We start from the raw sequence: 12,289 nt of genomic DNA on the forward strand, positions 1-12,289 counted from the left end.
CGGGGGATGGGGATGCGCAAAAGGAAAGTTTCATTGCAGACAAAAATACTTGGGCTTGTGCTGCTCCTGTCTTTTTTGATCATCGGCGCGCTTTCCGGTTATTTTATGATGCTGGAGCAGCGCCAAATCGAACAACAGGAAGGGCGCCTGGCGTTAAATATTGCCAAAACGGTGGCGGCAATGCCGGATGTCGTGGACGCTTTCCAAAGCAAGGATCCGTCCGACACGATCCAGCCGCTTGCGGAAAAAATCCGCAAAGAAACCGGCGCCGAGTTTATCGTTGTCGGCAACAGGGAAGGGATCCGCTACTCCCATCCGCTCCCGGGCCGGATTGGCAAAAAGATGGTTGGCGGTGACAATGAACGGGCCATTTTGAAAGGGGAATCCTATATTTCAAGCGCAAAAGGATCGCTTGGCCCGTCATTAAGAGGGAAAACACCGGTACGCGACCGGAGCGGAAACATTATTGGCATCGTATCGGTCGGATTTATGCTGAGCGATGTGAACCGGCAGACCAACATCCACATGATGAAAGTTGCCGGAGTCGCACTGCTCGCTTTTTTCGGGGCCATCATCGGAAGCGTGCTGCTTGCCCGGGATATCCGCAAAGACACAATGGGGCTTGAACCGTTCGAAATTGCCTCGCTTTACAAAGAAAAGCGGGCCATTTTACATGCGGTCAAAGAAGGGATTATTGCTGTGGACCGGGAGGGGTTTGTCACCACCATGAACCAGCCGGCGAAAAAAATGCTGCATATTGGCGGATCAGTCAGGCGTACAAAGATTGACAGGCTGATACCGGCTTCCATTTTTTACGCCGTGTTAAAATCCGGCAAGCCGCAAATGGACCGGGAAATGGTATGGAAAGACCAGACGCTCATCGTGAACAGCACTCCGATTCACGATGAACGGGGACAAGTGCAAGGAGCGGTCGCTTCTTTCCGCGACCGTTCTGAAATTGAACGAATGGCCAATACATTGAGTGAAGTCCGCAAATACTCGGAAGATTTGCGGGCCCAGTCCCATGAATACGCAAATAAGCTGCATGTTCTTTCCGGGCTGCTGCAGCTTGGGGCATATGAAGACGCAATTGAATTTATCCGGGAAGAGACAGCATCCTTGAAAAACCAGCATGCCCGTGTTTTTGAAAAGATAAAAGATATGAAAGTCCAGGCGGTTTTGCTCGGCAAACTCGGCAAAGCATCCGAAAAAAAGATTCGTTTTGATATTGATCCGAACAGTTCTTTAGAAAGGTTGCCAAAGCAAATCGATGTGATGCGGCTGATTGTCATTCTCGGCAATCTGCTCGACAATGCTTTTGAAGCAGCAGGGAAAACAGATCGCCCGGCCGTCTTGTTTTTTGCGACGGATATGGGGGATGACATTGTATTTGAAATCAGCGATAACGGGCCCGGCATGGAAGAAGCGGTCCTCAGGCATATCTTTGAAAGGGGTTTTACGACAAAAACAAAAGAAGCGAACAGAGGGTTTGGCTTATCCAATGCTGCCCATGCTGTGTCAGAACTCGGGGGTTTCATTGAAGTCCACAGCCACCCCGGGGAAGGAACGGTTTTTACGGTTTATTTGCCGAAAAGAAAGGGTGTCGACAGTTGAAAACAATAAAAGCGGTGATCGCCGAGGATGATTTCCGCGTGGCGCTTGTCCATGAAAAATTTCTGGCAGAGTTCCCTTGTTTCGAAGTGGTTGGCAAAGCCCTGAATGCAAAAGAAACGCTGGCGCTTGTGGAGGAGAAGTCCCCGGATTTTTTGCTTCTTGATGTGTATTTTCCTGACCGGCTCGGCGTTGACCTGCTTCCCGGCCTGCGGGCATTGGCGCCGCATCTTGACATTATGATGATTACAGCCGCTGCGGAAAAGGATTTTATCGAAAAGGCGCTTCATTATGGGGTGGAACATTATTTGATCAAGCCGGTTTCACTCAAGCAGTTTAAGGAGGCGGTCGAAAAGTATCTGGATAAAAAGCGCCTCCTGGAAACAGCGGGTACGGTGGACCAGGCCTGGGTCGATTCGCTGTTCGGGGCGCCGCGCCGGGAAGCGGGGGCGCAGGAAACGGAGCTGCCGAAAGGAATTGATGCGATTACGCTGAGCAAAGTAAAAGCGGTGCTGGTTCCGGACCAGGGGCAGTCCGCTGAACAGGTCGCCGAAAAAATCGGCGCCTCCCGGACAACCGCCCGCCGCTATTTGGAATACCTGGTTTCCATCCGGACGTGCAGGGCAGAAGTTGAATACGGCATCGTCGGCAGGCCGGAGCGGAAATATTACCTTGTTTCATCCGTTTGATAGGTAAGCGCCGGCCATGCCCCCCTTTTTTCGTGAACAAAATGAACAAAATCATCAAAATAGATTTTATATCATTAATTTTGAAATCGCTTACAATATTTGCTTTGTTGGGTAAACTGAAAGAAACGAACGAAGGGGTGGCTGTTGTGTTGGCATTCATGGGATTTTTGATGATTATTGTTTTCATGTTTTTGATCATGACCAAGCGGCTTTCCGCCATGATTGCGTTGATGGTGGTTCCGGTCATTTTTGCAGTAATCGGCGGGTTTTGGAAAGGAATCGGGAAGATGGCGATCGACGGGGTTACAAGCGTCGCGCCGACCGGCATTATGATTTTATTTGCGATTCTCTATTTCGGGCTCATGATCGATGCGGGGTTATTTGACCCGGTGATCTCGCAAATATTAAAACTCGTAAAAGGGGACCCGCTCAAAATTGCAATCGGGACAGCGGTCTTAGCCGTTTTGGTATCGCTAGACGGGGACGGCACAACCACCTATATGATTACCATTTCCGCGATGCTGCCGCTTTACCAGCGGATTGGCATGAAACCGCTCGTGCTTGCGGGCATTGCCGTTTCCGGATCAGGCGTGATGAACCTGCTGCCATGGGGCGGCCCGACAGCCAGGGCAATGAGCGCGCTCGGACTCGGGACGTCAGATCTGTTCACGCCGGTGATTCCGTCTATGATCGGCGGTTTGCTATTTGTCTTTTTCCTTGCTTTTTACCTCGGGCGGAAAGAAAGAAAACGGCTGGGAATCATCCGTACAGAAAATGAGGCATTTTTGGAACAGGCTGCAGCCGTTGCAGTCGGTGAGGGGAATGAATTAAAGCGCCCGAAACTGATTTGGTTCAACGGCCTTTTGACGATTGCACTGCTTGTTGGGCTCATTATGGAAGTGCTGCCGGCAGCGGTTTTGTTTATGCTCGGTTTTGCCATTGCAGCGATGGTGAACTATCCGAATATGGATGTCCAGAAAGAAAGGGTGGCCGCCTACGCCGGAAATGCGATGTCGGTTGTGGGGATGATTTTTGCAGCCGGGATTTTTACAGGCGTTTTGTCCGGGACAAAAATGATTGACGCAATGGCAAATACATTGATCACGCACGTTCCGGCTGCATGGGGCCCGCATTTTGCCGTCATCACAGCAGTCATCAGTGCGCCGTTTACCTTTTTCATGTCCAATGATGCGTTTTATTACGGGGTTCTCCCGCTCGTTGCGAAAGCAGCTGCAGCGTACGGCATTAGCCCGGAGGCAATTGGCAGGGCATCGCTGCTCGGGCTTCCGGTCCATTTGCTAAGCCCGCTCGTCCCGTCCACCTATTTGCTGGTCGGCATGGTCGGCGCCGAGTTTGGCGATTTGCAGCGTGCTTTCTTAAAATGGGCGTGCGTATCGGCTCTCGTTATGATCATTGTGGCATTGGTGATTGGGGTGATTCCATTTTAAGCAGGAAAAGCGAAAGGATGATGTGTGCCTTTCGCTTTTTTGCACTTGAGGTAACGCCTGCGTTTGGTTCCGGTTCTTACAGGCTGGTAAGATCATGGATTGAAAAACTGCGATTTTTACGGCTGCTTTTCGTAAAATGATCTGAAAAAAAGAAGCCCGTGTTTACGCGTTCACCGAATACCGATATAAAAGGTGCTTTGCTGCATATGAAAACACGCTCCCCAAAAAAGCGAGATAGAAGGAAGCGGCGGGGTAGAATAAGCCAACCACCGCTTCTGATACGACGTAAAAAGCGACAACAGGTTTGTCAATTAATCCTTTTTGCCGAATCCTGCTGTGTCCGCAACAATTGCTGGCTGATTGTCTCCTGCTGTGCATCCTGCGCAATCGTGTAGCGCGGACGCCTTTTTGTTTCCTGGTAAATTTTACCGATATACTCGCCGATTAACCCCATACTCATCAACATAAAGCCGCCTAAAAACCAAATGGAGATAATAATCGAAGCCCAGCCGTCATCCGCATGGCCGGAAACTTTTACAAAAAGTGCATACAAGCCGGCAATGGTGCTTGATAAAAAAGTAAACAAACCGACAAGGGTAATAAAGTGGATCGGCACCACACTGAAAGAAGTAAGGCCGTCAAAGGCGAACGCCAGCATTTTTTTGAGCGGATACTTGCTCTCGCCGGCTGCCCGTTCTTTCCGGTCATAAAGCACTTCAGCCGTTTGCAAGCCGATTAACGGCATTACGCCGCGCAAAAATAAATTTTGCTCGGGAAAGCGGGAAAGCTCCTCCAGCGCACGCTTGCTCATCAGCCGGTAATCTGCATGATTGTATACGAGATCGACGCCGAGTTTTTTCATTGCCCGGTAATACCCCTGGGCAGTCGCTCTTTTAAAAAAGGTATCTTTCTCGCGCTTTTTTCGCACGCCGTATACAATGTCACAGCCGTCGTGGAACTTTAATAGAAATTCGCGCATAACCGAGATGTCATCCTGCAAATCGGCATCGATGGAAATGACGCAGTCGGCCGCTTCTTTTGCTTTTTCAAGCCCGGCAAGCAGCGCTTTTTGGTGCCCGAAATTGCGCGAAAGCTTCAATCCTTTGACAAGCCGGTTTTTCCTTGTGATTTCTTCAATCATCGGCCATGTTTGGTCACGGCTGCCGTCATCCACAAACAAAATGTTGCTTTTCGGGCTGATCAGGCCTTCGTTCATCAAGGAATACACCATTTCCGTCAGCTGGCGTTCCGTTTCGTATAAAACAGCCTCTTCGTTGTAACAGGGAACGACAATGGTCAGTACTGGATTTTCCACGTTAGCAACCTCCAACAAACAGTATTACGGATAGGTTTTGCCAGCGTGAATCACTTTATGCTTGAAAAAAGGGAAATGGAGAAAAAGAATGGCAAGATGATAGATCATGCGGTCTTCTAAGAAAAAACATGAGAACAGACCAGACATTGGAAAAACAGGCAGAAACGTGGTATACTAAAATGCGGAGTACAATGGATGGTGCAATATACATTTTACCATCTTAATTATAGCATCTTCCAATGACGATTGTCAAATTTATTGGCTTAAGGGGCCGCGTTTTTCCCGGCTGGTTGGAATATGCTGCTTTATGCCAATGCATTTGAAGAAAGTTTTTCTATACTCTTACTTGTCAGGAAGGGGCCGGTTTTATGCCACATGATGAAGAATGGTTAAAGGAACAAAAACGCGTTGATTATACAATTGAAAAAATGAAGCAGGAAAAAGAAACACTGCTTTCCAAAGTAAGGGCTGTCCGCGGCGAGGCACAGGAAATCCGCAATACGTTCTGGGAAGACGTAACGGTGAACCTCGATGAGCCGGATGATGTCGTGGAAACATCGGCGAGCGTCCGCCAGCAGGCAGAACTGCTTGCTGAACGCGAACGGAGCTACGGGCATATGGAAAAAGACGTGAAAAAACTTGACCGCCTCATTTATTCGCCGTATTTTGCCCGCGTCGATTTTCATGAAGAAGGGGAACCTTCCGAGCCCATCTACATCGGTATTGCTTCCTACCGGGATGAGGATGAGTATCTCGTGTACGATTGGCGTGCGCCGATTTCCAGTATTTACTATGACGGGGTGCCCGGCCCGGTTTCGTACCAGGCGCCGGACGGCAGGCGCGAAGGCATCATGGATTTGAAACGGCAGTTTTTAATCCGGCGCGGCCATATTGAAGCGATGTTTGATACCGGGATCTCGATCGGCGATGAAATGCTGCAGGAAATGCTTGGGGCAAACGCAAACACCCATATGAAAAATATTGTGGCGACGATTCAGAAAGAGCAGAACCGGATTATCCGTGATGTTTCAAGCAATCTTCTGTTCGTGCAAGGGGCCGCCGGAAGCGGAAAAACATCGGTTGCCCTGCAGCGGATTGCGTATTTGCTGTACCGGTACCGCGATTCGCTCCATTCCGAGCAAATTGTTTTATTTTCGCCGAACCAGCTGTTTAATCATTATGTGTCAAAAGTGCTCCCGGAGCTCGGGGAAAACAATATGCAGCAGACGACTTTCCTGGAGTTTGCCCAGGCACGCGCTGGCAAAAAGCTAAAAGTCGAAAGCCTGCTCGAGCAAATGGAAGAAGCGCTCGAAGGCAAAGCCGAAAACAGGAAAGAAGCACAAATCAAAGGCAGCCTTGCATTTTTCCATGCCGTTCGGGATTATGCGGAAAAACTTTTAAACGGCGGCATCATTTTCCGCGATATCCGTTTTAAAGGCGAGACGATCGTGCCGAAGGAAAAAATTGCGGAGATGTTTTATGCCTATGATCAAAGCTACTCGCTGCCGAACCGGTTTCAGCTTGTCAGCAAAAAGCTGCTGAAAGAACTGGAACACATTGCAAAAGAAGAGCGGAAAAAGCCTTGGGTCGAAGAAGAAATGGAACTGCTCGGGACGGAAGCCTATCTTGCCGCCCATCAATATGCCGAGCGCAAATCGCGCAAGAACAATGATGCGTTCAGCGGGGCCGATGATGAAAAAGAATTTTTAGCGCGTAAAATCGTCAACCGGCGCTTCAGCTCGATCCGGAAACAAATCAAAGCATTTCATTATTTCCATATCCGTGCGCAGTATCTGGACTTTTTGCGGCGCGCGCCGGAGTTTGTGCCTGGCGCGGGAGAACGGCTTGATGGAAAAACGCGCGCCGCTTTCCGCGAAGGCTGGCTGCCCTATGAAGATACGGTGCCGTTTTTGTATCTCTTTGACCTTTTGACAGGCAAAGCAACGAGCAGTTCGATCAAATATGTGTTTATTGATGAAATCCAGGATTATTCGCCGATCCAGCTTGCCTATTTGCGCTATTTGTTCCCGTACAGCAAGTTTACGATGCTTGGTGACTTGAACCAGTCCATATTCGGCACAAGCGGCCGTTCGCAGATGGAGCTGATCAAGGAGATTTTCGGCGAAGAAAAAGCGCAGGTCGTATACTTGACGAAAAGTTACCGCTCGACTGCCCAGATCACCCGCTTTACGAAAGAAATTTTAGCGGGCGGGGAGAAGATTGAATGGTTTGAACGTGAAGGCGATTTGCCGGTTGTCGCGGCGGCCCGCGGCAAGGAAGAAGCTTTGGCAAAAGTAGTACGGTTTGCGAAAAAATACGCAAAAGATAGCCATACAGTTGCGATCATCGGCAAGTCACGGAAGCAGTGTGCTGAAGCGTATGAAACATTGCGAAAAGAACTGGATCTGGCCTTTATTGAAAAAGAATACAGCGATCTTCCGGAAGGCATCATCCTGATCCCGTCTTATCTTGCGAAGGGGCTGGAATTTGACAGCGTCATCGTGCTTGATGTTTCCGCGTCTGTGTATAAAGATGAAGCAGAACGCACCCTGCTATACACCGTCGGAACGCGGGCAATGCATCACCTTGCTCTTATCAGCAACGGTCCGGTCACACCGCTTTTAGATAAAGTGCCTGAGACGCTATATGTAAAGGAATAAAAACAGGATAACAATGGCCGGCTGCTGCTAAACCCATCAGCCGGCCATGATCATATCCAGCAAGTAAAACGGCATGCTGAAATAGTTTGATCAGGTTTATGATGCGGAATCAAATGGACGGGACTATTACACTTGTTTTATGGCTTTCCATGGATGGTTCTTGAGAATCTTGTTCTTGTTTTTTTTTAAATCGTTTGCGGGTATGATGGACGTCATGAAAGAGGCATTCCTGTCTAGGAAATTGAGCAGGAGTTTAAAGCTTGGGTGCAGAAACAGTAGAGAACGAATACTTTTTAGGGGGGAGCTTATGGAAAAGTTTATTAAAATATGGATGGGTACCTATATGTGGCTTTTGATTTTTCTGCTGGTTCTTTTGTTCGAAGTTTTCGATCATGCTCATGTTTCTCTTTTAATATTGGCCTTTTATTTTTTTGTTCACCTCATCATAGAAATTTACAAAAAAGCGGCAATTAGAAAAAAGTTGTTACTGTTTGTTTGATATTGATTTTTCTTTATTTCAGCTTTGTTTAAGTAAATAACCAAGGCAGTTGCCTTGGTTATTCCATGTACGAAGTTATAGCGTCATATGAACCTACCAGCTTAGTTCTCGAAGAATTTGAATACAATTTTGTACTCCATTTTACATATACTGCGGCATTATCTTCGTCAACATATTTTTTAGTAGTCCAATAATAATTTTTGCTCTTTGATACAGGCATTACAAGGTAATCTAAGATGACTGTGGTCATTCTTACATATCATGGAAATCTTGACATATACAAAACGAGCACCATCCGTATTCCGTGGTAAACTAAATTTGCATAAACATAAGGAGGAGAAAAAATGGCCTTTTCTCAAAGAATTCTTCCGGCTTCTGTCAACATGAAGGAGTTTGAAAGGTTTTTAAAAAGTGATTATGAAATCGGGATTTTTCTCGAACTACACATCTCACAACTCAAATACGTTGCGGCAATGGCAAAGGCGGAAGGCAAAAAAATGATTTACCATGTGGACTTGATCCAGGGCTTGAAGAGTGATGATTACGCAACGGAATATTTATGCCAGGAGTATCAACCTTTCGGGCTGATATCAACAAAAGCCAATGTTATACAAAAAGCAAAGCAAAGGGGAGTCGTGTCGATCCAAAGAATGTTCCTGATTGATTCGCATGCGCTTGAGAAAAGTTACAAATTAATTGAACGGACGAAACCTGACTATATTGAAGTTTTGCCGGGCATCGCGCCATGGATGATTACCGAAGTAAAAGAACGGCTTGGCATTCCAATTTTTGCAGGCGGGTTGATCCGTACGCGGGAAGATGTGGAAAAAGCATTGAAAGCCGGAGCAGAAGGCATCACCACCTCGGATACGGAATTGTGGGAAGCCTTTTTGGAAAAGAAATAACGACAGGTGGCTGTTCCGGGCGGCCGCAGCGTTTTTTTGCATGGGGCGGCACCCGGGTGTACAGCAGGCATATTGGCATGACTCCGGGGAAGCCCAAACCAGAAGCGGAAGCGGACTTCAGGTATGTGAAACATTCTCCCATTGGTGCCGAATGGGCACCAGCCGAATAATGGAAATGTTTTCGGAATAGAAGGGTGCCCGCTTCTTTCAACAAAATCAGGAAAATCCGCATATATTTTTTGTGAACATGGATTGACAAAATTTAAAGTAAGCGTTATCATCATACATAAGTTAATAAACTTGGCAGGAGAACAAAGAGATCCACTCCATTCGCAACAAATTTGCGGGCGTGGTGGGTCTTTTTGTTCTTTTTTGATGAAAAGGACCGGAGTGTTGCCGGATCAGCTTTTAATTCATTGGAAATGGAGGAAGGGGTATGAATCCATATTTCGCAGAATTGGTTGGCACAGCCATCCTGATTATTTTTGGCGGCGGTGTTTGCGCCAATGTCAATTTGAAAAAATCATTTGCCTACCAGAGCGGCTGGATTGTCATTTCGTTCGGGTGGGGGCTTGGCGTAGCCATGGCGGCTTATGCAGTCGGAAAATACAGCGGCGCTCACTTAAATCCTGCGCTTACAGTCGGGCTTGCATTTAACGGGGATTTTCCATGGTCGAAAGTGGCCGGATATATTCTGGCACAAATGGTCGGGGCCATGATCGGTGCTGCCGTCGTATTTTTTCATTTTTTGCCGCACTGGAAGGAGACGGACGATCCCGGCGTCAAACTTGGCGTATTTTCAACCGGGCCGGCCATTCCAAATTATTTTGCGAATCTTATCAGTGAAATCATCGGGACTTTTGTTCTCGTGCTCGGCGTACTGACAATCGGCGCGAATAAGTTTACGGAAGGGCTGAACCCGTTCATCGTCGGCATGCTGATTGTCGCGATCGGGGTATCGCTTGGCGGGACGACGGGTTATGCGATCAACCCTGCCCGCGATCTTGGCCCGAGAATTGCCCATTTTCTGCTCCCGATTGCAGGAAAAGGGCCTTCGAATTGGCGCTACTCGTGGGTGCCGGTTGCCGGTCCGCTGCTCGGGGGTTCTCTCGGGGGTGTTTTTTACCGGGCTGTATTTAAGAATGATTGGACGCCCGCGTTTTGGGGTGTTTTGCTAACGAGTTTGCTTGTATTATTGATAGTATGGATGATAGAAAACAAGAAAAAGAGAGCGTAAGGAGGAAAAAACGGGATGGAGAAATTTATTTTATCCATTGACCAGGGGACAACGAGTTCAAGGGCCATTCTTTTTAACCAAAAAGGGGAGATTGTGCATACGGCCCAGCAGGAGTTTCACCAGTATTTTCCACAGCCTGGCTGGGTGGAGCACAATGCAAATGAAGTGTGGGCATCGGTGCTGGCGGTTATGACGACCGTTTTGACAGAAGCGGATGTGGAGCCGAAGCAGATTGCCGCGATCGGAATTACCAACCAGCGTGAGACAACGGTCGTCTGGGATAAAAAAACCGGGCATCCGATTTACAATGCCATCGTCTGGCAGTCGCGGCAAACAGCGGATATTTGTGCCGACTTAAAAGAAAAAGGCTATGCTGATATGGTCCGTGAAAAAACCGGGCTCCTTATCGACCCGTATTTCAGCGGGACAAAAATCAAATGGATCCTCGACCATGTTGACGGGGCAAGAGAACGCGCTGAAAAAGGCGAGCTCCTGTTTGGAACAATCGACACTTGGCTGATCTGGAAATTTTCAGGCGGAAAAGCCCATGTTACCGACTATTCGAACGCGTCGCGGACACTTTTGTACAATATTTACGATTTGAAGTGGGACCCCGAGCTGCTTGAAATGCTGGACGTTCCTGCTGCGATGCTTCCGGAAGTCAAACCTTCCTCCCATGTTTATGCACAGACTGCGCCGTACCATTTCTTCGGCGAGGAAATTCCGATCGCAGGCGTGGCGGGCGACCAGCAAGCGGCACTGTTCGGGCAGGCCTGCTATGACGAAGGGATGGCGAAAAATACGTACGGCACCGGTTGCTTTATGCTCATGAATACCGGTGAAAAAGCTGTTTCTTCCAAGCATGGATTGCTGACGACACTTGCATGGGGCATTGACGGCAAAGTCGAGTATGCACTTGAAGGCAGCATCTTTGTGGCGGGGTCAGCAATTCAATGGCTGCGTGACGGGATGCGCATGATCAAAGACAGCGCCCAAAGTGAATCGTATGCAGAACGGGTCGATTCGACAGATGGCGTGTATGTCGTGCCGGCATTTGTCGGGCTTGGGACGCCGTACTGGGAAAGCGATGTGCGCGGCGCGGTGTTCGGGCTGACACGGGGCACCACGAAAGAACATTTTATCCGGGCCACGCTTGAATCGCTCGCCTACCAGACGAAAGATGTGCTTGCCGCGATGGAGGCGGATTCCGGATTGCCGCTTAAAACATTGCGTGCGGACGGCGGCGCAGTGAAAAACAATTTTCTCATGCAGTTCCAAAGCGATATGTTGGGCGTGCCGGTTGAACGCCCGGTTGTGAGCGAAACTACAGCACTTGGCGCCGCATATTTGGCGGGGCTTGCGGTCGGTTACTGGGAATCGCGTGAAGAAATTGCCCGCCAGTGGAAAGTGGAACGCAAATTTGAACCGTCACTCGCGGAAAAAGAGCGCGAAGCCTTATATGGCGGATGGAAAAAAGCAATACACGCAACCATTGCCTTTAAATAGATTTATAGCATTTCGGCTGCCGTTCTTGCTGCAGCCGGCATGGTTTGATCCGGCTTGTCCTGTGGCAGTTTAGCTGTTGCAGGCGGCCACTGCTTTTCAATAGATTGCTATGGTTCGGTTTTCACAGCACCTTGGATTCCCGGCCATCCGGATGTGACTGCAGAAAATGCGGTATTCAGCCGGTTTTCCTTCGATGGCTTGTCTATTGGACTTTTAAACAGCTTTCGGGAAACGTGGCCGGCTATTGCTTTGTTGCCGCGCATGGTTCGGGCACTATTGCCTTCCATGCTTTGGCCGGCGGTGCCTTATCTGTCAGGGCAACGGCATGAAACAGGTATTACTCACATTTGCCCGGTGCATAACAGCTGAAAATCAGCGGAAGGTCTGTTATAATAAAAACAAGTTCATAAAATGTCAAG

Annotated in this window: 9 protein-coding genes; 8 read left to right on the top strand and 1 reads right to left on the bottom strand. The window is 48.5% G+C overall.

Annotation, left to right across the window (positions count from 1 at the left end):
• The first annotated feature begins 12 nt into the window (after window positions 1-12).
• The 3 genes from NSQ19_RS01530 to NSQ19_RS01540 all read left to right on the top strand — a co-directional run bounded on the left by NSQ19_RS01530 (window position 13) and on the right by NSQ19_RS01540 (window position 3,748).
• Window positions 13-1,614, top strand: coding sequence for a sensor histidine kinase (locus tag NSQ19_RS01530; RefSeq protein WP_340702231.1), 1,602 nt, complete (start codon window positions 13-15; stop codon window positions 1,612-1,614).
• Complete coding sequence (locus tag NSQ19_RS01535; RefSeq protein WP_061577727.1) at window positions 1,611-2,300, top strand: response regulator; 690 nt, start codon at window positions 1,611-1,613, stop codon at window positions 2,298-2,300. The genes NSQ19_RS01530 and NSQ19_RS01535 overlap by 4 nt, the downstream gene beginning before the upstream one ends.
• 146 nt (window positions 2,301-2,446) lie before the next feature.
• Window positions 2,447-3,748, top strand: a complete 1,302-nt coding sequence (locus NSQ19_RS01540) for a CitMHS family transporter (protein ID WP_340702232.1) — start codon at window positions 2,447-2,449, stop codon at window positions 3,746-3,748.
• Between the two features lie 307 nt (window positions 3,749-4,055).
• Here the strand turns inward: NSQ19_RS01540 and NSQ19_RS01545 are convergent, their stop codons facing one another.
• A complete protein-coding gene (locus tag NSQ19_RS01545) occupies window positions 4,056-5,063 on the bottom strand; it encodes a glycosyltransferase family 2 protein (RefSeq protein ID WP_327077093.1) in 1,008 nt (335 codons plus the stop codon).
• Window positions 5,064-5,431: 368 nt separating this feature from the next.
• Between NSQ19_RS01545 and helD the strand changes: the two genes are divergently transcribed.
• The 5 genes from helD to glpK all read left to right on the top strand — a co-directional run bounded on the left by helD (window position 5,432) and on the right by glpK (window position 11,870).
• On the top strand, window positions 5,432-7,723 hold the full coding sequence (gene helD / locus NSQ19_RS01550) for an RNA polymerase recycling motor HelD (RefSeq protein WP_328004962.1): 2,292 nt from the start codon (window positions 5,432-5,434) through the stop codon (window positions 7,721-7,723).
• A gap of 307 nt (window positions 7,724-8,030) precedes the next feature.
• Complete coding sequence (locus tag NSQ19_RS01555) at window positions 8,031-8,222, top strand: hypothetical protein (RefSeq protein ID WP_081110474.1); 192 nt, start codon at window positions 8,031-8,033, stop codon at window positions 8,220-8,222.
• 344 nt (window positions 8,223-8,566) lie between these two features.
• On the top strand, window positions 8,567-9,127 hold the full coding sequence (locus NSQ19_RS01560; RefSeq protein WP_026684237.1) for a glycerol-3-phosphate responsive antiterminator: 561 nt from the start codon (window positions 8,567-8,569) through the stop codon (window positions 9,125-9,127).
• 436 nt (window positions 9,128-9,563) lie between these two features.
• Window positions 9,564-10,364 carry an MIP/aquaporin family protein gene (locus NSQ19_RS01565; RefSeq protein WP_061566190.1) on the top strand — a complete coding sequence of 267 codons (801 nt, stop codon included), beginning with the start codon at window positions 9,564-9,566 and terminating at the stop codon, window positions 10,362-10,364.
• 15 nt (window positions 10,365-10,379) lie between these two features.
• On the top strand, window positions 10,380-11,870 hold the full coding sequence (gene glpK, locus NSQ19_RS01570) for a glycerol kinase GlpK (protein WP_340702233.1): 1,491 nt from the start codon (window positions 10,380-10,382) through the stop codon (window positions 11,868-11,870).
• Window positions 11,871-12,289 lie beyond the last annotated feature (419 nt).

Origin of the sequence: Weizmannia sp. FSL W8-1119, assembly GCF_038008605.1 — a bacterium.
Lineage (GTDB): Bacteria > Bacillota > Bacilli > Bacillales > Bacillaceae_C > Weizmannia > Weizmannia coagulans.

Coding starts and splice junctions, on each gene's coding strand:
- NSQ19_RS01530 (WP_340702231.1), top strand. CDS start 13: ATGCGCAAAAGGAAAGTTTCATTGCAGACAAAAATACTTGGGCTTGTG.
- helD (WP_328004962.1), top strand. CDS start 5,432: ATGCCACATGATGAAGAATGGTTAAAGGAACAAAAACGCGTTGATTAT.
- NSQ19_RS01555 (WP_081110474.1), top strand. CDS start 8,031: ATGGAAAAGTTTATTAAAATATGGATGGGTACCTATATGTGGCTTTTG.
- NSQ19_RS01560 (WP_026684237.1), top strand. CDS start 8,567: ATGGCCTTTTCTCAAAGAATTCTTCCGGCTTCTGTCAACATGAAGGAG.
- NSQ19_RS01565 (WP_061566190.1), top strand. CDS start 9,564: ATGAATCCATATTTCGCAGAATTGGTTGGCACAGCCATCCTGATTATT.
- glpK (WP_340702233.1), top strand. CDS start 10,380: ATGGAGAAATTTATTTTATCCATTGACCAGGGGACAACGAGTTCAAGG.